Source organism: Paenibacillus nuruki (assembly GCF_963311185.1).
GTDB lineage: Bacteria > Bacillota > Bacilli > Paenibacillales > Paenibacillaceae > Saccharibacillus > Saccharibacillus nuruki.
This window is the reverse complement of the sequence record NZ_OY725677.1, coordinates 3787505-3812505: the sequence shown is the minus strand read 5'-3', so window position 1 is coordinate 3812505 and position 25001 is coordinate 3787505. Positions and strand designations below refer to the sequence as shown.

Sequence of the window (25001 nt, the reverse complement as noted above, 5' to 3'; positions counted from 1 at the left end):
AAATATACAAGAGTATCTAGTCTTTCAAGAATGATCTGCATCGTATTTTGACTGGAATTATATTACATTTGTAGATAACAAGAAAATAATTATCTTTTTGAGCTATTTAAAAATAACCTGAGTCATGATTTATCGTCTGTATAAGTGAAGAGTATATGTAGCACAAAGGAGAGCCTATACGTGGAAGATAACGAAATTATAGAACTATTTATAACGAGAAATGAAGCAGCGATAGCAGAATCTTCCCGCCATTACGGAAGATATTGCTATACGATCTCTTATAACATTTTGAGTGATTCCGAAGATGCAGAAGAATGCGTTAATGACACATGGTTTCGTACATGGAATGCCATTCCTCCACAACGACCGAGTAAACTGTCTTTTTTTGTAGGCAGAATTACTAGAAATCTATCACTTGATAAATTTAAAGCGAAAAAAGCCCAAAAGCGTGGTGGAGAAATGACTATTATTCTTGGCGAACTCGATGATTGTATCCCTTCTGATCATGATGTCGAACAAGCTATTTTGGAAAAAGATTTAGCGAAAACGATCAACCAATTTCTGCATACGTTACCTGAGCGTGAATGCAATTTGTTTTTAGCCAGATACTGGTATAGCCGTTCACAAGCAGAGATGGCTGAGCAATTTGCTATGAAAGAGAACAATGTCAAAGCTAGTCTTTTTCGTACACGTACCAAGCTTAAAGCTTATCTTCTAGAGGAAGGAATCTACTTATGAATAGTGAACAACTTTATCGTGCTATTGGACAGATCGACGATGATTTATTGACCCGATATGAAGCACGTCGTCAACCAAGATCGAAGTATTGGCTGAAATGGTCAAGTGCTATAGCTTTTGCCGCGGCGGCAGTTATTATTTCATTTATGGCTACAAATGTCTGGAATCAACAAGATCCGATCTATACAGCACCTGGAACGGTTATTCAAAGTGAAACTACTCCTTCAGGCGGTATTCCATCAGATAGTTATGCGACACCTGTCAATGGAAGTAAATTCTATAGTCCAGAAGTTCAACAAGCTTTGAAGAAAAACGCAGGGAAAGATGTGAAATACTTTGTAGCGATTGATGTATTTAACGATATGAAGCCTATAGAGGTTAACAGTGCAGAAGCTGTGAACGAATTAGAACGTCTGACTGCGCTCCATTATAAGGTAGGTTATGCTACAGCGTGGACGTATCAAGGCAATCAACAACAAGTCGATTACTCCTATATTGCAGGTTATTTTACAGCCGATCAATTAAAGAATTTTGTAGCAGATTCGCAGTATGGTTACGGATTCCGCTTTGCTACCAATGGTGATGGTTTGCCTGTAGATGCAGATCAAGGTATTGATATCGATTTTAAAAAATAATGGGAAGCAAAAATAACCTGATCTGCTAAACGTCGTCTTTTATAGTGTAAGCCATTATTGTTCAAACATTCGAGGAGGAATTACCATGAATAACAAAAACAACAACATCAATAAAAAAATCGTAACATCAATCTTATCTGCATCTATTTTATCTTTATCACTAGGGAGTATGTCTTTTGCAGCTACATCTAGCGTTCAAGACTTGAATGGTGTAACCGGACAAGAAAGAATGGTGAAATTACATGCTCAACCGACTATTAATGGAGTTAGCAATACAACTATTGCATCCAGTAAAACATTAACACAAGCACAAGCGAGCCAAATGATTGAAAAAGCATTCAAACTGAAATCCAAAGCAGCACATTCTAACCAAAAGATTAGTCGTGAACGCTATATTGATGAAGTAATGACTGCTCTACAAACAGCAGGAAACATGCCAGCGATTGATGTGATTACACCTAATATCAAAGATATGAAAAAGTTAAATCCTTCATTCTTAGGTTCAGTACAATTGGCTATCGTGCTTGGAATTGTAAAGTTAGATCACAACAAAAACTTGAATCCGAAAAAAGAAATCACTCGTGCAGAAGCAAATGCGATCCTGCATCATGCTTTAGGATATTTGAAAAAGATCAAAAACGATAAAGTAGCAAAACCGAAAGACAAAGGAGTAAGAATCGATGTATTACCGCACGAGAAAAAAGGATCTGACCCTGTCGCTCAGCCCAATAGTGGAGGCATGGTATCTGAAAGTTATGCAACACCGAACAACGGAGAAATATTGTACGTGAGTGGAGTGAAAAAAGCTTTAGATCAATATGCCGGAAAAGATGTGAAGTATTTTGTAGCGATCGATTTATTTTCGAACGGCACTCCTTTAGAAACCCATAGCAAAGAAGTACAAGCCGAAGTCAAACGTCTACAAGGATTGAATTATGATGTGAATGTTGCCAAAGCATGGACATATGAAGGAAATGCGCAAAAAGTAGACTACAACTATGTAAGTGCGTACCTCACAGCCGATCAATTGCAACATTTCAAAGCAGATACCAATTACGGCTATGCTTTTCAATTTGCAAGTAATGGCGATGGTTCACCTGTCACTGGTCAAGCAGGCAGTATCAATGGAGTAAGTGGTAACAGCAATATTGCAGATTAATCATATAAATAGGTAAAAAAACGACTGTGGATGATCTACAGTCGTTTTTGGTGTACATTTGATTGATATTATGTTGATCAAATAAAATTCGGAAGTACCAATGCACCATAGACAAAAGCCGCTAGAATCACAAAAGCAGGATGAATCTTGCGAATTTGCATCGCCCAGAAAGCGACAGCAGCAATACCAAGACTTTGCCAGATGCCTATCGAGACAAACGAACCTGCTGTTAATTGCCATGTCAGTACTGCCATCATTACAGCGATGACAGGCTGAACCAGTAATGTTAATCCTTTGACTACAGGAGAAGTACGGTATTTCTGCAATAGATTAAGCAGTAGAATCAAAGCCACTGCCGAAGGGACAATCGTCGCAAATAAAGCGATAAATATTCCGCCTATCCCTGAGACATCATACCCGACAAAAGCAGCAATCTTCGTGGCAATAGGCCCGGGAAGTGTATTACCAAGCGCCAGCACATTCGAAAATGTTTTGTCATCTAGCCAGTGGTAATGCGCTACAATCTCGTTGTACATCAGTGGAATCGAAGCAGGGCCTCCACCATAACCAAGTACATTGGCTAGAAAAAAGCCCCAAAATAAACGAAGCCATTCGATCCAATCAATAGTCAGTGTCACCATTAAGCACCACCGCCTTCAGTCGGCTTTACAGGCGGATTAGGTGGGTTACGGCGATCTTTCAGCCATTGAACAAATTTGAAATGAACCGCTCCATAGGCTAAAAATAATGCAATCACAATAGCCGCATGGACATTTACCAGTTGCAACAGAATAAACGCTACAATAAATAGTCCAATACCGACTTTAATACCTAGTCCTTTAACCGCTTTTTCGCCAAATTCGTATGCCATTACGCCCAGCATGACAGCAATTACAGGCACCACAGCAGCAATCATCCCTTGAATGATTTTGGACTGGCTTAAGTAAGAGACTGCTGATAATAACACGATCATCGCTAGACAAGAAGGGAGAATATGAGCGATCACAGCTAAAATAGCCCCGAGCACACCTTTGCCACGATAGCCCAAGTACGCCGCCATCTTCGTAGCAATCGGACCGGGTAAAGCATTGCCAAGCGCTAGAATTTCGCCAAATTCATCATCACTTAACCAGCGATAACGAGTCACTGCTTCATAACGAAAAAGAGGCATAACCGAAGGCCCACCGCCATAACCAAGAATACCGGTACGTACCATCGCCCATGATAATTCACTATAGGTCGCTTTATGATAAACAGGAGTCGTAGATGTAGATTTGGAAGGTGTAGTCGATGGTTTACTCATATATTACAGCCTCATTCCCATCCGACTTTTGTAACGGGTAATCAATACCTGGCAATCTACGCTCATAATACCCGGCATATTGTATAATTTATCTTTTAGAAAAGACTCCATTTCTTGATTGTCGATAAATAATCCGTGCATATGCAATTTGCTAGGGCCTGTCATATGGTAAAGGCTAGTGACAAACGGTTCTTCGGCTAATTGATCCGCAGTTTCTTGAAGATGCTTGGGTTCTACTTCTACATTGAAGAATGCCGATACAGTAATCCCAATTTTGGCAGGGTTAATAACAGCAGTGAAGCGCTCAATCACTTCATTTTCTATCAAAGCATTGATTCGAGCTTGTACAGCTACACGAGATAAACCAATATCTTTGGCAAGGTCAGTATATGAAATTCGACCGTTTTTATTCAGAATGGTAATAATTTTGCGATCAATCTCATCAATATCGACAGGTTGATCGGTTAAAGAACGGTGATGATTCATCTTATTTATGCCTCCTAATCATTTTTATTTACATCGTTATCTTATTTCGTTTTGGTTCGAAAATAACTCTTTCATTTACGATATGTTTAAATATATAATGATTAAAAATCGTTTTCAACATAAAAATTGAAATTTACTTACACAAAGCTTACGTGGATATGTAGGAATGAATAGAGATGGTATCGGTAGGGAGGAATAGAGATGAGTTCAACATGGAATGCCTTTATGAACGAGCAATTGACGATGGCTTCATCTTCACCACAGGCGCTACAAGGATCACTTTCTGGATGGACATTCGGAGTTAAAGATGTATTTGCTCTTGCAGGTCATACAGCTAGTGCAGGGAATCCAGACTGGTTGCGGACTCATTCGCCTGCTAGTTACACTTCTTCAGCGATAGAGCGATTACTCGAAGCTGGAGCTATTCTACAAGGAACAACACATACCGATGAATTGATGTATAGCTTAAATGGGCAAAATATTCATTATGGAACACCGATTAATCCACAAGCAGCAGATCGTATTCCGGGAGGTTCTTCTAGTGGTTCAGCTGTAGCTGTTGCCGCAGGTCTACGAGATTTTGCGATCGGTACAGATACAGGAGGTTCTGTACGTATTCCTTCATCGTATTGTGGTATTTATGGAATGCGCCCTACACATGGTTTGGTTCCGATCGACGGAGTGATTCCACTTGCACAAGGATTTGATACCGTAGGTTGGATGGCGAACTCTGCTGATATGTTATTAGAAGTAGGCAAAGTATTAATCGATTCCTTAGAAGAGCATAATGAGCATTCTCTATTCGATCATATTTATTTTCCAGAAGAAGCTTGGGCATTAGCAGAACCTGATACACGTACCGCTTTGCAAGAATCGTTGGAAGAAATGACTCACTATCTTAAAGAAAACAACGGTCATACTTCATGGACAGAGATTGCACCGGAAGGATTGTCGGCATGGATGACTGCTTTTCGTACGATCCAAGCTTTAGAAATCTGGCAAGAACATCAGCAGTGGATAGAAGCCACACAACCTTCTTTTGGCAAAGATATTGCAGATCGATTTGCATGGGCTTCCACATTACGTCTGGAAGATCATTCATATTCATTTGCTCTAAAACAACAAGTGAGTGAGCGTCTATATCAATTATTGGGTACTCATGGACTACTGGTGTTGCCAACAGCAACAGGTGCAGCTCCTTATCTTAATATTCAAGGAGAAGAAAATGAACGTCGTCGTTCCCAGACGATGCAATTGTCTTGTATTGCAGGTCTAGCCGGTCTGCCACAGATTAGTATTCCAGTCGCTACAGTACAAGGTGCACCGATTGGATTGTCAGTGATCGCTGGGAAAGGGCAAGATATTCGCTTGCTTGAATGGGTGAAAGACTGGACTCATAAACGTCAGAAATGAGTAAATATCACATAAGCTCTATATCGCAAATTCCTTTTATATCTCGAAAGGTTTTCGATGAGAGCTTGTTTTATTTTACCAATATCTGGAGCAGAATTAATATGGTTTAACATTTGTTGACAAGCTATCAACATATCTATTACAATAACAATGAATTATATAGATAGTTACTAAATGTTACTTAATTCACAAATGAAATTAAGTTTATCGTTATCTTTCATCAACCCCCACCCCAAAGGAGAATAAACCTATGTCTAACGCAATTAAGCCAGAAACGATTCAAGTGATAGAGCAACGCCATTCTGTAAAATCGTATGAAAAAGGTTACCAAATTCCGCAAGAAGATATGGATACAATTCTGACAGCAGCTAATGATGCTCCATCTGCTTGGAACCTTCAACACTGGAAATTCCTTGTCATTGACGATGAAGCGAAAAAACAAGAATTGTTGCCAATCGCTTATAACCAATCTCAAGTGTCAGACAGTTCTTTTGTAGTTGCTATTCTTGCGGATCTAGAAGCGAACAAAAATGCAGGTACAATTTATGATGCAGCTGTTGAAGGAGGAGCATTGACTCAAGAAATTCGTGATTCATTAGTGGCTCAAATTGATGGAGCTTATCAAAGTGCTGAATTTGCACGCGATAGTGCAAATGTCAATTCTTCTTTTGCAGCGATGAACTTAATGCTTGCAGCAAAAGCATTGGGTTATGATACTTGTGCTATGGGTGGATTTGATAAAAATAAATTTGCAGAACATTTCAATGTACCTGCTCGTTATATCCCAACGATCCTAATCAGCGTAGGTAAAGCAGCAAAACCTGCTTATGCTTCTGGACGTTTTGATTTAACTGAAGCAGTTATCAAAAACTCATTCTAAGATTATTTCTTCTAAATGAGTAGATGATATATAATCAAAAAGCCTGACGTGATATACGTCAGGCTTTTTGATATGTCATTGATCTTAAAGTGGATTATTTTGTCATAATTAGCTTTAAACTATGAACTATTTGGAGTAATATGTCGAATATAGAGAAAGGATAGCAGATTCGTTAGAGGATGTGAGGATATACCCTATGGTACTTGAATTGATTAATAATTTAACGTTAACCTCAACCTTTTTGTTTTTAGGTAATTTGTTACTAAATAAAGTTCGTGATGAATTAATAAAACGAAAATGGTTTTTTATAAGTCTAGCTGGTATTGTGTATGGTCTTTTTGGATTAGTTCTTATTCTGTGGGGATTCCATCTTCCTGAAAGTCATGTTGTAATTGACCTCAGAGCATTAGCAGTGATTGGAGCCGTCTATACAGTAGGTAGACTATCTGGTTTGATTGCAGGAACAATTATTATTTTCGGGCGACTGTTCCTTTTTGAATACGGTGATATAGATGTATTAATGGTCAGCATAGCGATAGTACTAGGCGCATGGATATGTTCTTCACTATTATTGATTGGAGATCGTCGGGTACTGCTAAGTCGCTGGTTGATTACGATTTGTTGTTCGATGATTTTGCCGCCGATCTTATTTTATTTTACGTTAGAAGATCCAATGTTATGGCAATTTCTGATCGTTTTAAGTGTGTTTTTGGTAGGCGGATTATTCACTTATATCATTCTTGTGTACCTTACACGATCGAATCATTTGTTTCTATTATTGAAAGAGTTAGCGAATCGAGATCATTTAACAGGGCTGCACAATCCACGTGCTTTTGAAGCTTTATTCGAAGAAACGATGAATTATGCCAAAGCCAATCAAAAAAGTTTTTCTTTATTAATGATAGATATCGATTATTTCAAATCAATCAATGATACGTATGGACACAGTAGCGGAGACGCTGTGTTATCTCAGATGGGAGAATTACTACAAGAATTTGTACGCTCAGGGGATACCTGCGCTCGCAAAGGTGGAGAAGAGTTTATTGTTATTTTAAATTACTGTACTCAAGACAATGCTAGTCATGTAGCTGAAAAATTGCGGAATGTGATTGAGCAGACTACATTTCTTTTACCTGATCAACGTACATTATCGATTACTGTATCTATAGGTGTAGCGACTTTTCCAGATACCAAGCCGAATGTTATGCTAGCCAAAGTGGATGAAGCTTTATATGAAGCGAAGCGTCAAGGACGTAACCGAGTCTGTGCTGTTTAACAATGTTGTATAATGTGGATATAAGAAATAGAGTATTTTATTACACAAGGAGGTGAACCGGAGTCGTTATCTAGACTCTGGGGAATAATGAAAATTGCAGATCATATCGAAATGTTAGAAATTAAAATACCGATGGGCGAACATGAAATGGTGATCCATCCAGTGGTTATTTATACAGAAGATCAAGCGGTGTTAATTGATACGGGTGTTCCAGGTTGTTACGACACTATTATGCAACAGATTGATCCTGCGTATCCAGTCAAAACGATTATTTTGTCTCATGATGATCTCGATCATGTGGGAAGTTTACCTCAGTTTTTGGAAGCTACTCAAGATCAGTTAAATGTATATGCACAAGCTAAAGATGCAGGGGCGATCAATGGAACACATCCTTTTGCCAAAGCCAAACCTGAACGGATCGATACAGTACTTGAACCGCTATCCGAGCATTTACAACAATCATTCCGCAAAGTATTTTCAGCGAATACGCCGGATAATGTGACTCATGTTCTACAAGGAAATGAAATTCTTCCTTTTGGTGAAGGTCTACAAGTGATACATACACCGGGGCATACGCCAGGGCATACGAGCTTTTATGATATCGCGAGTAAAACGTTATTTGCCGCAGATGCGATGATCGTTGAAAATGGTGAATTGCAAGGGCCTAATCCTATGTTTACATTAGATATGGAACAAGCCACCGAATCACTTCGTGCTTTTCAACAGCTTCCGATCGAAACGGTTATTTGTTATCATGGCGGATTATTTAAAGGGGATATTCAGCAACGACTTAACGAGATCGTGAATCCTTCGTGATTGAGCCAAAGCCATGGATCAGATGGTTATATACGCTGACACTTGCATTGATCGGTGGATTATTATTTAAAGTCATTCATCTACCGATTCCGTGGTTGCTCGGACCGATGATCGTTATTTTTATCAGTTCCAAATTATTCCCCTCATTACCGCCACTATGGCCGAATGCAGCACGTAATGCAGGGATGATTATCGTCGGTTATTCGATTGGATTATCATTGACTATCGCAACTTTGCAACAGATCGGTGGACAATTGCCTTCGATGATCGGCTTAACCGCTCTGCTGATTTTATTTGCAGTGTTTACAGCGTATATCATTACCAAAATCTCAGGAATTTCATTTCCAACAGTATTGTTAGGGAGTATTCCAGGTGGATTAACACAGATGGTTATTTTGGCAGAAGAAGTCAAAGGTATTGATATAACTGTTGTTACTTTTCTTCAAGTCTCACGCTTAATGATGATTATTATTGGTGTACCGCTTTTGATATTTAGTCCTATTTTCGGTGTGGATATGGACAGTGTAACCGAAGCATTAGCCCATTCGACAGCCAATTGGAGCGGATTGTTTCCGAATATCTTTTTATTTGCTATCGCTTGTACAGGTATGGCTATACTGGGTAAAAAAGTTCGGTTTCCTACCGCTTTTATTTTGCTTCCGATGATTACGACTGCTGTGATCCAGTTGGCAGGGATACACGCACCTGCTTTGCCTTCTGCGATTCTTGATGCGGCGCAATTGCTGATTGGTAGTGCGATTGGATTGATGCTCCAGCCAGAACGATTGACCAATAAGTTGCAAATGATCGCTTTGGCATTAGGTAGTGGAGCAGTTTTGTTGTTATTTGCTGGTATGCTTGCTTTTATATTGTTGAAATGGCATCATGTCTCTCCAGCAACAGCTATGTTAAGTATGTCACCGGGTGGTATGGATCAGATGAGTATTATTGCTCATGAAGTCAATGCAGATATCGCAACGGTAAGCTGTTATCAGTTATTTAGAACGCTGTTTATTTTTCTAGCAGTTCCGCCATTATTGAAATTGATTTTTCGGCGAATTGCCAGATGAATGATTCAATCCCCTCTCGGAGTCGTTATAAGATAGAGGAAGTCTTTATGTAGTTGATGACTGAAAGGGGATATAATCATGTCTGTTTTTGAAAATGAAGTCTGGTTCTATATCGGTACGTATTCAAGTGAAGAAGAAGTAGGTATTCAGACAGCAGTAATGAACACAGATACAGGTGAATTACGTCTGGTTGGTGGGATCAAAGGTATCGAAAATCCTTCATATCTCGCATTATCCACAGACAGCACCGTATTATATGCCGCTAGTGAAAAAGGCGAAGGTGAAATTTTAACGTATCAAATCAATCCCGAAACACGTGAACTTCATTTGTTAGATCGTAAGTCTACAGGTGGAGGCGCTCCTTGTTATGTACAATTAACACCAGATGGTAAGCATCTATTGGCTTCTAATTATACAGGCGCTAATATCAATGTTTTTGCTGTAGGTGATCAAGGTGCTCTAGCTGAAATGACGGGTGAAGTGAAGCATACCGGAAGTGGAACCGACCCAGATCGTCAAGATGCTCCGCATCCACATTCAGCAGTCTCTTCATTAGATAACCATCATGTGTATGTATCTGATCTAGGTTTGGATAAGGTATTTACATATCGTTTAGAAGATAACGGTACATTGACAGAAGAAGGTGCTACTGAGCTTCCTGCACAATCGGGCCCTCGTCATTTGATTTTCCATCCTAATGGTCAATTGGCTTATGGAATCAATGAACTCAATAGTACAGTAACAGCGTATGGTCGTAATCCTGAAGATGGTCAACTAGAGATTATCGGTCATGTCTCTACATTGCCAGAAGATTTTACAGGTGAAAATACAGGCGGAGATATTCGTATCTCTCCATGTGGACGTTTTGTCTATGCTTCTAATCGTGGACATAACAGTCTCGTCCATTACAATATTGATGAACTTACAGGCGAATTGTCGCCGATCGAATGGGTCACTGTCAAAGGAGAAACTCCACGTAATGTAGCTGTTGTACCTGGTGGATATATTCTGGTGAGCAATCAGGACAGCAACAATATTGTACAATTTGCGATAGAAGCAGATACAGGAAAGTTATTGCTAACAGGTAACGAGTTAACACTGAATCGTCCAGTCTGTGTGATGGCTGAACAACCTGAACCGGGCGTACAATAAATAGACAATCAATAAAAAACACTTCAGTACTCAAGCAGATCAAGGCTGCTGAACTGAAGTGTTTTTTTCTTATTTGATCTCATTAGCTAAACCTTATTCATATTCTCCTACATAAGGACGTTCTTTACGCTTCGGTTCACGTGTAAATCGGAATCCACTAGCAAAAATAAGAACTTGAGCTATCAATAGATAAGGTGCGGCTTGCAGACTTAACATATGTAAAAGACATAATCCGCTGATCAATAACGATAACCAGATAAATACCAACCTACGTGCATTTTGACGAAAGTCGGCTGTGATAATCGCATACAATAACACGAGAGCGCCTGTACATGAAATAAAGCGCAAAATAGCGAATAAAACCGCAGGAGCTTGTAGATATCGAGCCGCCATAAGATCATTCCATAGATTCCACAATAATAATGATTCTATGACTAAGACGAGAAAAGGAATTGCCGGGCAGATCGTAAGCCATAATAATAGTCCCCAACGTGGATGTTCTCCACGAGCTAATATCATTTTGCGCTCACGGGTCAACCGCCGAATATCGCTGTCCAGTGTGCGATACAGTAAAGCCAGACTTTTGCGATCACGATCTTCCATATACTGATCAATCCGCTCCAACAATTCATCAGAAGCATACGTAGCTGCTTTGCAAGCCAGTACACTTTCGGCTGGAACCGGTAAAGAAGCTGGATTTGCATGAGTAGAAGAAAGACTTTTGCTAATCAGTACAGGATAGACTTGTCCTGCCGCTTGCGTTAAGCGATCCAGACTATTTTGAATACGGCGCATACGTTCATCATCTCTATATTTACGTTGCTTGGCTGTAAATCCGTACACGACTGCAAAAGCGAATAGCCCTACCATTCCGATCAGATATAAGCCTATAGCATGAGAACGCAGTAAAATAGACCAATCCAACAGATTCACTCCTTTATCTATCATTCATGTGTTACACATTGTATTTGGATCATTACATCATATCCTTAACCAAAATGGTTATTACAGAATAAGAACGACTGGAATAATTCTGGCTACAACGTAGTAACTTTCTTTTAGAAGTATAACTCTTTGATGTATACTATAGTATATAAGTGCTTGAATACAATGCTTTTTGAAGCTTCAAGATAATCTATCTTATTTGTCAAAACAATCATTCTGATATAGATGAGTAGCGTATAGCTTATTTTAAGGTTAGCAAATAGATAAAGAAGGGGTGCACACTTATGGCATATAATAGCCGTTTTGCAGTGGCTATTCACACATTGTCATTATTGGATGCAAGTGATGGACATATCACTTCGGAATGGATTGCGGCAAGTGTTAATACGAATCCAGTTGTGATTCGCCGTATGATCAGCCAGTTAGCCAAAGCAGGGATTGTACGTACACAGCCCGGTGTAGCAGGTGCCCAAATGACACGTCCTGCCGCTGAGATTACGTTATTGGATATTTATCGTGCAGCGCAAAATGATGCCAAAGATGAACTGTTCGCTATTCATGAACATCCGAATCCCAATTGTGATATTGGACGTAATATTCAAGCGGAACTGGAAAGAGTATTTTATCGTGCACAAAAAGCGATGGAAGATGAGTTAGAAAAGATTACACTCCAGCAGGTGACAACTGATTTGCAGGAAATGGAACAGGTTCGTCAAGCGATCCAGAACTAATACTGAATCATCATCGGCTGAGCAGGGTATGTAAAAAGAAAGACCGCTCATGACGGAAAGGATGGAATCTTAAATGAAAATTGCTATTATTGGTGCAACCGGAACCATCGGACAACGCCTTGTACAAGAAGGACTACGACGTAAATATGAGATCACCGCAGCGACTCGGGATTCTTCCAAAATTGATAAGAATACAGAACGTCTACAAGGAATCAGTGTCAATGTACTGGATCCGATTAGTGTCGAAGCTGTAGTCGCAGGGCATGATGTAGTTATTAATGCTTTTGGCCCGCAATTTGGAAATGAAGGCGAACTGATCGAAGCCGCTAGTGCTGTGGTAGAAGGTATGAAAAGAGCAGGTGTACAGCGTCTATTAGTAGTTGGTGGAGCAGGAAGCCTAGAAGTAGAACCGGGTGTACGCTTGATGGATACACCTGATTTCCCGGCAGAGATTCGACCGCTTGCTCAAGCCCATGTCGATGCTTATGAAATCTATAGCCAGAGCGATCTGGATTGGACTTATGTCAGTCCAGCCAGTTGGATCGAGCCGGGTAAACGCACAGGGAATTTCCGCATCGGTACAAATCGCCTTGTTACCGATGATGATGGAGCAAGTCGCATCTCTATAGAAGATTATGCAGCTGCTTTATTTGATGAAGTTGAAGATCCATTATTTACACGTACTCGCTTTACTGTGGCTTATTAAGCTGAATCTAGATGTAATCAACACACCGTCCTTAGGGGCGGTGTTTTTGTTATCTAGCAAATACGGTTAATACATAATAAGGCAATCGTATAAATACATCCTAAACATAAATGATGTATATAGAGGAGCGAATCGATAATGTATATTGTGACTGCACAACAAATGCGTGACTTAGACCAACATACAATTCAACAGCTAGGTATTCCTGCACTATCCCTGATGGAGAGCGCTGGTAAAGCGATCGCTGAAGAAGTGATTCAGTGGAGTAACAGCGCTAAGCCAGAGCAAGCCGATATTCCTTTCGGTTCAAGCTTGTCACGTGTTGGACAGATTCGAAGCGATAAGAACCTTACTGTACATGATCAGAAGCAACACTGGCTTATTCTGGTCGGTAAAGGAAACAATGGTGGCGATGGATTAGTGGCTGCTCGTTATCTGCAAGATGCAGGCATTAAAGTCACTCTGTTGTATGCTCAAAACCCGGCAGAAATGACCGGTGATGCAGCTATTCAGCGTGATGCAACCCGGCAATCAGGTATTGATGTTGCAATCTGGAATAAGGACTGGGAAAAAGAATCCAACTGGCATTCCTATACAGGTATTGTAGATGCTCTACTAGGAACCGGAAGTAAAGGGGAACCGCGTGCACCTTATGATGCGATGATTACAGCCGCAAATCGTAGCGGTAAGCCTATTATTGCGGCAGATATTCCAAGTGGGCTTCATGCAGATACAGGGGAAGTGGCAGAGACATGTATTCAAGCATCGGTAACCGTCAGTCTGGCTTTTCTCAAGCGAGGATTAGTTCAATATCCGGGAGCAGGAGTCGCTGGCGATGTAGTTGTACGCCAGATTGGGATTCCACGATTTACTGCTCAAACGTTAGATGTAGATACTCATCTGGTTACGAATGAAGTGCTAGAACATGTGTTGGAAGTCGATCCTGAACGTGCACGTGCAGTAGACGGACACAAAGGAACCTATGGGCATGTATTGATTGTAGGAGGAAGTATGAATATGAGTGGAGCTGGATTATTGGCTTCGCGTGCAGCATTGCGGATAGGGAGTGGATTAGTGACATGGGCGCTTCCACAAGCTTTGCTACCACATATTGCAGGTCATGTGCCTGAACTTATGCTTGCTCCTGCTGTAGAAGGCGTAGACGGGAAGTGGGAGCGTTCTAGCACAGATGCTATTCTTCCTTTAGCTGAGAAATGTGATGTACTTGCTATAGGACCGGGTTTAGGTCGATTTGAACAGGATGGAGAATGGTTACAGACGTTATGGGAAAAAACAGATCAGCCACTGGTCTTAGATGCCGATGGTCTGAATATGATCGCTGAAGCAGATGGATTATCCAGCTGGCAATCTCGATCCGCGGATACTGTGCTCACGCCACATCCAGGAGAGATGGGTAGACTTGCAGGTATCTCTACGCCAGAGGTACAACGAGATCGGATCGGCATCGCTCGTGACTTTGCGATCAAGCATGGAATTACACTGGTGCTCAAAGGCGCACGAACCGTGATTGCTTCAGCAGATGGGAGAGTCTATGTAAATACCACCGGACACCCGGGAATGGCAACAGGAGGCTCCGGTGATGCGCTGACAGGCATTATAGCAGGATTACTTGCTCAAGGTCTAAGCGGCATACAAGCGGCTACATTCGGTGTACATTTGCATGGACATGCCGGTGAAGTGGCAGCGAATCAGCGTACAGGTAATCCTGCTTCATTACTAGCAGGTGATCTTATCGAGTCGCTGTAAGACCGAAAGCGTAATTTAAAGATTCAATATCAAGTAGCGAGATATGAGTATAATCTTGTTCAAGATAACGTGTAATCCATGGGTACGTAGACGTTGCTGTCCATAAATGTTGCGGGTGGGTGGCAATTCTACATACCCTGTCTACATATAAGCCCAGTATCGCTTGATTATGCTGGCGTAATATTAAGATGCGTGCAGTCATACATGATTTGGCAAAATCAGCTGAATCGTTGTCGTTCGAATTAGGTTGTAGACGCACAACAGGTAACGTACGACCATACCAACTGATTGTACCTAATACTTGTGGATCGAGTTGAGGTGTAGGGTTAAATAACTCAAAACGGATAATTTCCTGTACTGCATGAATAGGCAGAGCAATCCGCTGGTTATCAGCCATACATTCAATATATTGGTCGGACGATCTGATCATCATAAGTAGGACCTCCATTTATTATTATTTTGACTATACACCAGATCCAAAACTAGATTTTAAACGTAGTTACAGAAGAGTGGAGTTGATCTGCTAATTGAGCTAATGTCTGAGAAGAAGAAGCTGTTTGTTCACAAGCAGAAGCCACTTCTTCCGTAGCCGCAGCAATTTCATTGACTGAATGCATGACATCTACAGATTGAGCACTTTGTTGTTCACTCGCCGCAGCAATACCGTTAATTTTGAGTGAAGAATCACTCACCCGATGAACAATATCTTCAAAAGCATCACTGGTTAAAAGAGAGTGTTCTGCATTGCTGTTAACCGCTTCAATGCTATGCTTCATATTGGTCTGCATCGAGCGAATAATGCCTGTGATTTCTTTGGTAGCTGCGCTACTACGTTCTGCAAGCTTACGGACTTCATCGGCAACCACAGCGAATCCAAGTCCTTGTTCACCTGCACGAGCAGCTTCAATAGCAGCATTCAAAGCAAGCAGATTCGTCTGATCTGCAATCTCATCAATCACTTCGATAATATCACCGATACGAGTAGAATCATTTTCAAGTTTGGACATTTGTTGATTCACTTCTTGAATCGCTTGTGTACCTTGAGCGACAATATGACCGCCATGTTGAGCTTTTTCAACTGTAGTATTGGATAGTTCAGCAGCTTCTTCTGCACTTCGAGCTACATCATCAATAGCAATAGACATATCTTTGAACAATTGAGCAATCGCTTGAGCCGATTGAGATTGATTTTCACTACTTCCAGCGATTTCTTCGGTGCTGGCTGAGATTTCTTCTGAAGTGGCAGCGACACTTTGCGCCGATTCGATAATATTGGCAATTAAGCCGTTAAGACGATTGGTCATATCATTAGCAGCAAGAGCAAGCTGTCCAATTTCATCTTTGCCTACAAGTTTGGATTGTTCACGTAGATCCCCAGCAGCTACTTGTTGAAGTAGACGACTGATTTGTTTTAATGGCACACTGATCATCCGAGAAATCAACGTTCCTAATAAGATACAGAATAAGAAGGCTACCACAATCCATAAGGTCGTCCAGAACTTCGCATTGGCAAAAACAGCTTTGGCTGTGTTATTCGCTGCACTGGCTGTTTGTTCGTTAATTTGGTTTAATTTGGCAATACTATCATACATATCTGTTCCCGCCGGCACAACAGAATTTTGAACAAATGTCTGAAATTCTTGAGGTGTAGCATTTTCGGCTAGGTTGACCGCTTGACTGTATACATCATTATAATTCGCCCAAAATTTATTAAAGTTCTGCAATTCATTACGTTCTTGATCAGACAACGGTGTATTGCTATATTGAGACATATTTTCTTGAACAGCAGTGATGAGATCAGGGATCGAACCAACGACTTTTTGTTTAGCCGTATCATCGGCAGTTAGCGCAATATCTCGAGAAGCGACACGCATTTTTTGCAAAGACAATTCAGCAGCAGAGAGAGCTTGCATAGATACCAGATTATTATTGTACAGACCGTTGACACTTTCATTCATCCGATTCTGATTACTCAAACCGTATAAACCAATTGCAGCTACAATCAAGGCTACACAGATAAAGGCAGCGATTAATTTGGTAAACGTTTGAAAATTAGCACCTATTCTCATCTTGTCCACTCCATATCGATATGTAATTCAATTATCAATTACATCGATCAAATTTTTTGAAAGCAACTTACTTTCGCATTTATGCAAAATAAGTTTTTATACTTACTATGTCGTCTTATAAATTACAATTATTAATACTATTTTTCAAATTTATGTAAATAATTTATGTAAATAAGTGGATAACAATTCAATTGTAAAAAATGTACCGCTGAAAATGTAAAGGTCAATTCATCATCGTGTAAGCTGTCAAACCGTATAAAATAAGGCTTTGTTCAAATTGATCATTTGGAAATAATATAATCTTGTGGGTCTCTCTATTTACAGTCATATACATTTTCTGACTATAAAAAATAATAAATTTTCTTCTGATATGATCAATAATAAAAAAAGCGTCTATAAACCGTAGAAATGACACTCTTTTCTAGGTTTAACAGACGCTTTTTATGTTATCTATTTATTCAGAATCATGGTCAGTCGATTGAGAAGTCGCTCTTTTGCGGCGAGCACTTAACCATTTCCAACCGATCCATGCGACCAGAACGACAAGAATCACAATCGCTACAGGGGTCAAATATTGAGAAGCGAGTGGACCCACCTCTTCCCAGCGTGGCCCTAACTTATAACCGAGATACACATACAGACTGGTGATCGGCAACATCGCAGCAAAGGTATAGATGCTGAATTTCCAGACATTCATATTTGCCATCCCGCAAGGAATCGATACCGCTGTACGTACTCCCGGAAGAAATCTTCCGAAGAAAGCAACGCCACTTCCATACTTTGCAAAAAACTGTTCGGCTTTCACAATTTCTTTTTCCCGAACAAGAAAGTATTTACCGAAGCGAAGAACAAGAGGTCTTCCTCCATAACGACCCAGTGCATACAAGGTCAACGGCCCAGTGACTCCGCCGATTGTACCTGCCAAAATCACCAGAATAATATTGAAATCACCTTCATACACCCAGAAGCCGGCGAGTGGAAGAACCAACTCTGCCGGGACGAATTCGAAGGTCAGGGCTAATGCAATGCCAACATAGCCCAGACTTTTGAATCCCTCGATCAGGCCTATTAACCATTCATGCATCGGCTAATTATAGATCTTCTTTAATCTCTTTTTCGACTTCACGTACAGCATTGTCTTCATCTTTAACTTCTACTTTGCTAGATAACAACCAACCGCATACAGCGATCGCTACAAGTACAATATAGAACGACAATTTCCAGATCGTATTTTCAGGGAAATGCTCAGGCAATATACCTAGCGCTGGATGTGCAAGCGTGATGACAGCAAGCTTCACACCTACCCAACCTACGATAACAAAAGCAGCAACTTCTAGACCTGGGCGACTTTGCAACAATTTCACGAAATAAGAAGCGGCAAAACGCATAATGATTAGACCGATAAATCCACCCAAGAAGATAACGATAAAGTGTCCGCCATCCATACCACCGATAGCAGGCAATCCACTTGCAGGCAATGCAACAGCTAGGGCAACAGCTGCTAAGATTGAATCTACTGCAAATGCAATATCAGCCACTTCGACTTTGAATACAGTCATCCAGAAACCAGATTGCTTTTTAGGCTTACCATCTGGGCCAGCTTCTTCAGCAGCTTCATCAATTTTGGAGCGATGAGAAATAATTTTACGAATAATATGATTAAATGCGATATACAGAAGGTAAAGTGCACCAATCGCTTGAACCTGCCATACATCGACAAGGAATGAAATAATGAATAGTGAACCTAATCTGAAAACAAATGCACCGAATAGTCCATAAAACAGTGCCCTTTTGCGTTCTTCTTCAGGTAAATGTTTAACCATAATTGCGAGTACCAAAGCGTTATCTGCTGCGAGCAGACCTTCCAGTACGATCAGTACAAGTAATACCCATCCATACTCCAATAACAATGCTACATCCATTGAATTGCCTCCCTAAAATCTCGTTTTTTTGTCGTTAGTATATAAAAAAGACCTTTACCATGATTGGTAAAGGTCTCCCAGAAAAATAACGAGTCTTCACCAAAACATGGTAAAGGTCTCGCTAACAATGTTTATCATTGCCAAGCAAAACCGGGGATAAATCCCGTAATGACGACTTTGCCTGTACAGCTACTCCCCTTTAACAGGAATATAGAGTTATGTGGTTAGTAAATCTCTTACAATTCTTACTTAACCATTATCTTACTAAACAAATCATAAGCAATTTAAGAAGATAAGTCAATTATGTTAATGTAGTCATAGCGTTGATATCGGCACTTTTATAGCCAATGTCACTGGATTGACATAAAATAGGTTTTTGCTGGATAGCACTTTGCTGAATATCAATAATTCGTTGATTACGACTTCCCCGATAACGCAAAGAAACATCACGTTGTGACTCTACAAATGGGCCATCAATCAGTATATCGCATTGGTTTAATAATGTCTGAACACCTTCTATAGAAGAAGTATTCAATTCTTCCCATGTATATCCGCTATAGATCCAGATTGAGAAATGAGAGAGCTGATGCCGAACTTCCTGCACAAATGAAGAAACTTCGATAGCGGAGAAAAAAGGATCTCCTCCAGCTATCGTTATTCCATCCAATAAAGGATTCTGCTTCATCTCATCAATAAGTTGTTGTTGAAGCTTCTGGGTAAAAGGTTCTCCTGCTTGAAAAGACCATGTATGTCGACTAAAACAACCTGCGCAACCATGCTTACAACCGCTGATAAAAATGACAGCTCGTAATCCATCGCCTTCATTGACTGACTCGGGAATATAACCACAGATATTCATCGTGAATGTTTCAACCGATCCCGTACTTCTGCTTGCTTGGCAGGATTAAATCGAGTCTGATAATCACCTGTAAGATACCCTGTTACACGGCGCAAGCGAGCGATAGGAACATTCAATTCAGAGGCACCACAAGCAGGGCAGTGACTTCCTATAATGCCTTCGTGTCCGCAACCGGTACAGCGATCAATCGGATGATTAATACTAAAGTAACTAATATGTTGAGCCAGCGCATATTGAATAATCTGTTGCATCGCTTTTACATTATGACGGGCATTACCATCCAGCTCAATATACGAAATCGCTCCTGCATTACAATAACTGTGGAAAGGCGCTTCTAACTGAATTTTGCGAGCAGCGGTAATCGAATAATAGACAGGAATATGAAATGAATTGGTGTAATACTCACGATCGGTCACTCCTGCAATCGCACCATAGTGTTCACGATCAACAGTCACAAATTTACCGGATAATCCTTCAGCCGGTGTTGCCATCAGTGAAAAGTTAAGATTATAGCGCTCACTAAGTTCATCACAAGCAGTTCTCATATAAGCAATCAGTGTCAATGCTTGTTGATAAACGGTATCATTTTCCCCGTGATGTGCTCCATATAGAGCTTTCATACATTCAGCCAATCCAATAAATCCGATCGATAATGAACCATGCTTCAGACAATCTTCTACAGTATCATCGGGAGCAAGAAGGTCGCCGCCTTCCCATACCCCTTCACGCATCATAAAATCAGATGCTTTGGCAGGTTGAGACGCTTGAAGATGATAACGATGCAATAATCCTTGTGCAGCAAGCTCTATACATTCATCTAACTCATGGTAGAATCCTTGCTCGTCAGCGACCGAGCGTTGTCCAGCGATAGCCATACCATAATCCAGTCCCAGCTTCACCAGATTAATCGTATTGAAAGAAAGATTCCCTTTACCAGACAGATGATTACGTCCGAATCGATCAGCCATTACCCGTGTACGGCAACCCATAGTAGCAAATTCAGTATCCGGTTCGCCTGGAATTTCAAGCTCACGGTTGATCGGTGCATCCAGATTGGCGAAGTTGGGGTATAGACGACGAGCCGAACAATCTATGGCTTGAAGAAATAGATCATAATTAACATCGCCAGCTTGCTGGTTCACGCCTTGTTTACATTTGAAAATTTGAATCGGGAAAATCGGTGTCTCGCCATGACCAAGTCCTCGCACAGTAGCAGCTAGCAGACATTGTACGATCAATCGTCCTTCGGTAGAGGTACATGTTCCATAATTAATACTGGTAAAAGGAATCTGCCCACCTCCACGGCTAGACATCGTATTCAGGTTATGGATTAGACTTTCTGCGGCTTGTAATGTTTCGACTTTCGTTTCTTCTAGGGCATATTGATAAGCACGCGGATACTGTTCAGCTAAAGCAATATCATCCATAATAGACTTCTGGAGAAGCTGTTCACTTAACTCGTTACTTTCATCAAAATAACGGAATCCTTTACGCAGATGTTTACGGAAAGACTTGGTGACATAAGGAGCCAGATCGTAATCCAATTTATTAGCGGCTACACCGCCATACTGCGCATTTTGCTGACATTGAAAAATAATCGCTACTTGCGCCATAGCTGTCATAATCGAGTTTGGAGTACGTAGACTGCCATTGCCGCTACTGAATCCATCTCGTAATAATTTATCAAAAGGAATAAAGATACAATTGGTTGTACCGACCGCATAATGATCTAGATCATGAATATAGATGCGATTTTGTGCAACTGCTTGAGCAATCGGTTGAGGTAACAACTGACGCTTGGTATACCATTTAGCATATTCACTACCTAGACGGCTCATTTTACCGGAAAAGCTTGCTCCATTCAGATTGGCATTTTCACGTGCTGATTCATGTTCACCATCAATAATATGTTCACCCATATCCAGAATCGATTGCAATTCAGGAGAAGGTTGAGGTGCTATGTAAGCTGATTTGCGATGTGAAGTCAAAATAGACATTAATCACACTTCCTTTCATTAGATAGAACAGGGATCATCACCTAACAGATAAATAACACCCGACATCATAAAGAGAGAAGGTGTCGGGTGTTAAGGTTACCATTCAGCTAAAGTAGCTATACGTACACATCATCACAAATAAATATTTTTCATTACAAATCTACAGATGATCTATATATAGTTATTACTTTATTAATTTATATCAATATGTTGATTATGTAAGTGATATTTATCTCTTTACAACTTCAATCAATGGAAGAACCTAGCTACAATAAGGTGCACAGAAGATTCACCATAGGCATACCAACCGTAGAATGGGTAAACTATATAATAAGATTAATATTATCTACTCAAGGAGGAGAATAAAATGGCTATAGCTGAAGTAACGGTTATTCCGTTAGGAACAGGAAGTACCAGTATTAGTAGTTATGTAGCACAGATGCAACGGGTATTAAGTGAGCAGACGGGTGTACAGACACAATTAACACCGATGAGTACCATCATTGAGGGAGAGATAGGGGATGTGATGAAAGCGATCCTTGCTTTGCATGAATCTCCTTTTCAAGAAGGAGCAGGACGTGTATCTACATCGATCAAAATAGATGATCGACGAGATTATCCGACTTCAGCACAATATAAGCTAGATTCAGTCAATCAAAAGCTACATTCTTAAATAAATCAAAAAAAATGAATTTTAATGCGATTTTTAGGTGCATTTCATAAAGTTTTAAGATACAGCGGTTATAGTAATGACATACCCCTTTTGAATATATAAGCATTACTGAACTCCATGGACTGCGACCGTGGAGTTCCTTTTTTTGTAAGACATTATAAAGCAAGATACCTAAAATTGAAAAATTAATGTTTCTTTCAGGTTCGCCTAAGGTAATATTAAGATGTACCTATTATAATGACTGTAATAACCCCTTTTGAATTACTATACCTTGACCCCCGCGGCTGCGACCGTTGGGGTCTCTTTTTTTGTTTTGTTAGAGAAAAAGATTATTTTTTACTTTTGCATCGAACGGGATTGAGGATATTTCCAGCATGCAATGACAATAACCATCGCTACCAGACCTACTGGAATCCAGCCGAGCAGTAGAGGAAAGTGGCGTTCTAATACAGTAGCGATCATTGCACCACAAGCATACAGCATAATACCTAAGATGCGTAATCGAGATTCAGTCGATAATAAGCGACTGGTTGTTTGGGTACGATTGAAAAAGAGCTGGCGTAGATGAGCAACCATATCTTCTACAGCATTGACTAGATTGTTGGTGAGTACCGTTGTCGAGATACCGGCAATCCCTAATCGTCTAGCCGCTGTTGTCTGAATCCCCATAGCCATACTGAGGCAACCAAGACAGACAAACACAAGTGTTTCGGTTAAAGGAAGATATGCTATAACAGCAAATGCACAAAGTAGAACCCATTCCACAATCAATGCAGTTGTCACACGAGGATGCCAGAGAGAAGGGGATTTATCACTTCCGATTAGAATAGCAGCAATAATATTACCCAGTATGAATCCAACTAATGCGGTTAATACACGTGCAATCGCCAGATCTTGTAATCGACCGAGCGACATACCCAGTACAACAATATTTCCTGTCATATTCGCTGTGAATACATGCTCTAATCGTAGATAACCAATCACATCAACCAGTCCAGCTGTAAAACATAATAGTAATAACAATACATAACGCAAATGTTGCTTGGACATATCCAATCCTCCAATCGGTTAAGACATAGAAATCCCCGAAAACATAACCTGTAAGCAGGTCTAGATGTTTCCGGGGATGTGTGGGCATAATATCCAAAAGTTATGCCGTTATTGATTGCAACCTAAAAGCCATATGTGTAAAAAATATCAGAAATATGTGATAAATCATTATATTCAAAGTTGCCGCGTATACAAAATACACTTCGTAGGAGCATGATTACTGTAATCTGCCCAGTCTGATGATAATATGGCTGCTGACTGCAGCTATTTTTAACCCGTAACCCCGAATTTGGAAATGGACGGGGACGGTTTTGGTTCGCTCTGTATAACATCTAAGTTACAGTTGAGTCCAAAACAACAAAAGCCCTACCTCTCTCTTGTCCTTGCGGCTCCGATGACCGCGCCAGTGTGAATCGGCAAACTTCAAATTTCTTGGGTTTTAATCATAAAGGAAATTTGAGATGATTCCGGCAGCATACCGAAAAAAGAATGCGAAGGATAAAACCGAGGGTTAAACAATAACAGTAATTATTATACGCTTATTTCAGATAAAAAGCAAGAATTAACTTTTGAGCCATAGACTGTATATTTTGAAAAGAAAAAAGACACCCTCATCGAGGATGTCTTTGCTTATATGTGCTCTACTGAATATCAGCAGATTAATATGTTTTGTTAATTGTAATCATGTTGTTGCTAACGTTCATATCCCACTCAAAGTTATCTACAAACCAACGTACAGGTACAAGAGTTTGTCCGTTACGGGAAATGACCATATCGTTCAAGCCTTTACGCATGTTGTCGACTTTGTATACTTTAGAGTTTACCCAGAACTCATAACGTTGGATACCAGTATCCAACCAAGTTGTAGACGTTTCTTTATTGTAAGATACTTTCATGTTTGCATTCATTGCAAGTTGACGCAATGGTACATATGTAGTTCCTTTATATACAACAGGAGCCATTGGCATAGACATTGAAGCGCCATTAACCATGTACATTTTACTTCCCATTGTAAATTGAATCACTTTCGTTTTTAGTTCAGGACTCATATCTGCTGTTGTTGGTGTTGCTGCAAATGCTCCAGCAGCTGGTAACAATAGGGACAATCCAAGTACAGGTGCAAGCAATTTGTTTAATTTCATGTGTAGTGCTCCTTCGTCTAATAGATATATTTTTTGCTCTCTTACTAACTTATAAACCAATTTAACAATAACTAATCAGTTCGTAATTAAAAAAAATGACAAATGAGTAATATATTAAAGCGAATACAAAAATTAAAGATAAAATGGTCTATACATCAACTAACAATGAACACCAAACAACACCTTGCGCATAGATCTGCACAAGGTGTTGT

The 25001-nt window shown here is 40.2% G+C and carries 25 protein-coding genes; 13 read left to right on the top strand and 12 right to left on the bottom strand.

The genetic code is table 11. The features are described from left to right. The first annotated feature begins 180 nt into the window (after window positions 1-180). The 3 genes from RCP16_RS16930 to RCP16_RS16920 all read left to right on the top strand — a co-directional run bounded on the left by RCP16_RS16930 (window position 181) and on the right by RCP16_RS16920 (window position 2532). Window positions 181-738, top strand: coding sequence for an RNA polymerase sigma factor (locus RCP16_RS16930; RefSeq protein WP_308640874.1), 558 nt, complete (start codon window positions 181-183; stop codon window positions 736-738). Next, window positions 735-1373 carry a hypothetical protein gene (locus RCP16_RS16925; RefSeq protein ID WP_308640873.1) on the top strand — a complete coding sequence of 213 codons (639 nt, stop codon included), beginning with the start codon at window positions 735-737 and terminating at the stop codon, window positions 1371-1373. The genes RCP16_RS16930 and RCP16_RS16925 overlap by 4 nt, the downstream gene beginning before the upstream one ends. Before the next feature lie 85 nt (window positions 1374-1458). After that, a complete protein-coding gene (locus RCP16_RS16920; RefSeq protein ID WP_308640872.1) occupies window positions 1459-2532 on the top strand; it encodes an S-layer homology domain-containing protein in 1074 nt (357 codons plus the stop codon). 77 nt (window positions 2533-2609) lie between these two features. On the opposite strand, the gene chrA is transcribed toward RCP16_RS16920, so the two are convergent. From chrA to chrS, 3 genes are read right to left on the bottom strand one after another with little or no spacing between them, the layout of a single operon-like run. Next, window positions 2610-3173 (bottom strand): chromate efflux transporter ChrA, encoded by a 564-nt coding sequence (chrA, locus tag RCP16_RS16915; RefSeq protein WP_069329561.1) that lies wholly within the window; start codon window positions 3171-3173, stop codon window positions 2610-2612. Further along, on the bottom strand, window positions 3173-3835 hold the full coding sequence (chrB, locus tag RCP16_RS16910; protein WP_137225918.1) for a chromate efflux transporter ChrB: 663 nt from the start codon (window positions 3833-3835) through the stop codon (window positions 3173-3175). Before chrB ends, chrA begins: the two co-directional genes overlap by 1 nt. Window positions 3836-3838: 3 nt before the next feature. Further along, window positions 3839-4321, bottom strand: coding sequence for a chromate efflux transcriptional regulator ChrS (gene chrS, locus RCP16_RS16905; protein WP_308640871.1), 483 nt, complete (start codon window positions 4319-4321; stop codon window positions 3839-3841). Window positions 4322-4522: 201 nt separating this feature from the next. Here chrS and RCP16_RS16900 point away from each other — a divergent pair, with 201 nt between their 5' ends. From RCP16_RS16900 to RCP16_RS16875, 6 genes are all read left to right on the top strand, one after another. Next, window positions 4523-5734, top strand: a complete 1212-nt coding sequence (locus RCP16_RS16900; RefSeq protein WP_308640870.1) for an amidase — start codon at window positions 4523-4525, stop codon at window positions 5732-5734. Between the two features lie 250 nt (window positions 5735-5984). Further along, window positions 5985-6614: a nitroreductase family protein gene (locus RCP16_RS16895; protein ID WP_069329558.1), complete on the top strand. Its 630-nt coding sequence runs from the start codon at window positions 5985-5987 to the stop codon at window positions 6612-6614. Between the two features lie 196 nt (window positions 6615-6810). Continuing rightward, the gene (locus RCP16_RS16890) at window positions 6811-7890 is read left to right on the top strand and encodes a GGDEF domain-containing protein (RefSeq protein WP_273593048.1); all 1080 of its coding nucleotides are present in this window, start codon (window positions 6811-6813) and stop codon (window positions 7888-7890) included. Window positions 7891-7977: 87 nt separating this feature from the next. Further along, a complete protein-coding gene (locus RCP16_RS16885) occupies window positions 7978-8706 on the top strand; it encodes an MBL fold metallo-hydrolase (protein ID WP_308640869.1) in 729 nt (242 codons plus the stop codon). Further along, a complete protein-coding gene (locus RCP16_RS16880; protein ID WP_139129302.1) occupies window positions 8703-9776 on the top strand; it encodes an AbrB family transcriptional regulator in 1074 nt (357 codons plus the stop codon). Before RCP16_RS16885 ends, RCP16_RS16880 begins: the two co-directional genes overlap by 4 nt. A 78-nt stretch (window positions 9777-9854) precedes the next feature. Next, a complete protein-coding gene (locus tag RCP16_RS16875; RefSeq protein ID WP_069329555.1) occupies window positions 9855-10928 on the top strand; it encodes a lactonase family protein in 1074 nt (357 codons plus the stop codon). A gap of 93 nt (window positions 10929-11021) precedes the next feature. On the opposite strand, the gene RCP16_RS16870 is transcribed toward RCP16_RS16875, so the two are convergent. After that, window positions 11022-11852, bottom strand: a complete 831-nt coding sequence (locus tag RCP16_RS16870; RefSeq protein WP_308640868.1) for a hypothetical protein — start codon at window positions 11850-11852, stop codon at window positions 11022-11024. A gap of 305 nt (window positions 11853-12157) precedes the next feature. Here RCP16_RS16870 and RCP16_RS16865 point away from each other — a divergent pair, with 305 nt between their 5' ends. The 3 genes from RCP16_RS16865 to RCP16_RS16855 all read left to right on the top strand — a co-directional run bounded on the left by RCP16_RS16865 (window position 12158) and on the right by RCP16_RS16855 (window position 15077). Further along, window positions 12158-12604 (top strand): Rrf2 family transcriptional regulator, encoded by a 447-nt coding sequence (locus RCP16_RS16865; RefSeq protein WP_137225904.1) that lies wholly within the window; start codon window positions 12158-12160, stop codon window positions 12602-12604. 73 nt (window positions 12605-12677) lie between these two features. Next, entirely contained in the window at window positions 12678-13310 is a 633-nt protein-coding gene (locus tag RCP16_RS16860; RefSeq protein WP_069329552.1) for an NAD(P)-dependent oxidoreductase, read from the top strand. Between the two features lie 138 nt (window positions 13311-13448). Next, on the top strand, window positions 13449-15077 hold the full coding sequence (locus RCP16_RS16855; protein ID WP_308640867.1) for an NAD(P)H-hydrate dehydratase: 1629 nt from the start codon (window positions 13449-13451) through the stop codon (window positions 15075-15077). Here RCP16_RS16855 and RCP16_RS16850 read toward each other — a convergent pair. From RCP16_RS16850 to RCP16_RS16825, 6 genes are all read right to left on the bottom strand, one after another. After that, window positions 15061-15510 carry a chemotaxis protein CheW gene (locus RCP16_RS16850; protein ID WP_161594335.1) on the bottom strand — a complete coding sequence of 150 codons (450 nt, stop codon included), beginning with the start codon at window positions 15508-15510 and terminating at the stop codon, window positions 15061-15063. The genes RCP16_RS16855 and RCP16_RS16850 overlap by 17 nt on opposite strands. Before the next feature lie 49 nt (window positions 15511-15559). Beyond that, window positions 15560-17146 carry a methyl-accepting chemotaxis protein gene (locus RCP16_RS16845; RefSeq protein WP_069329549.1) on the bottom strand — a complete coding sequence of 529 codons (1587 nt, stop codon included), beginning with the start codon at window positions 17144-17146 and terminating at the stop codon, window positions 15560-15562. Between the two features lie 454 nt (window positions 17147-17600). After that, on the bottom strand, window positions 17601-18230 hold the full coding sequence (locus tag RCP16_RS16840; RefSeq protein ID WP_069329548.1) for a DedA family protein: 630 nt from the start codon (window positions 18228-18230) through the stop codon (window positions 17601-17603). 7 nt (window positions 18231-18237) lie between these two features. After that, window positions 18238-19068, bottom strand: a complete 831-nt coding sequence (locus RCP16_RS16835; protein WP_308640866.1) for a TerC family protein — start codon at window positions 19066-19068, stop codon at window positions 18238-18240. Between the two features lie 301 nt (window positions 19069-19369). Continuing rightward, entirely contained in the window at window positions 19370-19927 is a 558-nt protein-coding gene (gene nrdG / locus RCP16_RS16830; RefSeq protein ID WP_308640865.1) for an anaerobic ribonucleoside-triphosphate reductase activating protein, read from the bottom strand. Beyond that, on the bottom strand, window positions 19924-21924 hold the full coding sequence (locus RCP16_RS16825) for an anaerobic ribonucleoside triphosphate reductase (RefSeq protein ID WP_371748117.1): 2001 nt from the start codon (window positions 21922-21924) through the stop codon (window positions 19924-19926). Before RCP16_RS16825 ends, nrdG begins: the two co-directional genes overlap by 4 nt. A gap of 367 nt (window positions 21925-22291) precedes the next feature. Here RCP16_RS16825 and RCP16_RS16820 point away from each other — a divergent pair, with 367 nt between their 5' ends. Next, window positions 22292-22597: an MTH1187 family thiamine-binding protein gene (locus RCP16_RS16820; RefSeq protein ID WP_308640864.1), complete on the top strand. Its 306-nt coding sequence runs from the start codon at window positions 22292-22294 to the stop codon at window positions 22595-22597. A 336-nt stretch (window positions 22598-22933) separates the two neighbouring features. On the opposite strand, the gene RCP16_RS16815 is transcribed toward RCP16_RS16820, so the two are convergent. Together RCP16_RS16815 and RCP16_RS16810 are read right to left on the bottom strand one after the other, a co-directional pair. Next, complete coding sequence (locus tag RCP16_RS16815; protein ID WP_137225890.1) at window positions 22934-23647, bottom strand: YoaK family protein; 714 nt, start codon at window positions 23645-23647, stop codon at window positions 22934-22936. A 659-nt stretch (window positions 23648-24306) separates the two neighbouring features. Next, the gene (locus RCP16_RS16810) at window positions 24307-24789 is read right to left on the bottom strand and encodes a stalk domain-containing protein (protein WP_069329542.1); all 483 of its coding nucleotides are present in this window, start codon (window positions 24787-24789) and stop codon (window positions 24307-24309) included. Window positions 24790-25001 lie beyond the last annotated feature (212 nt).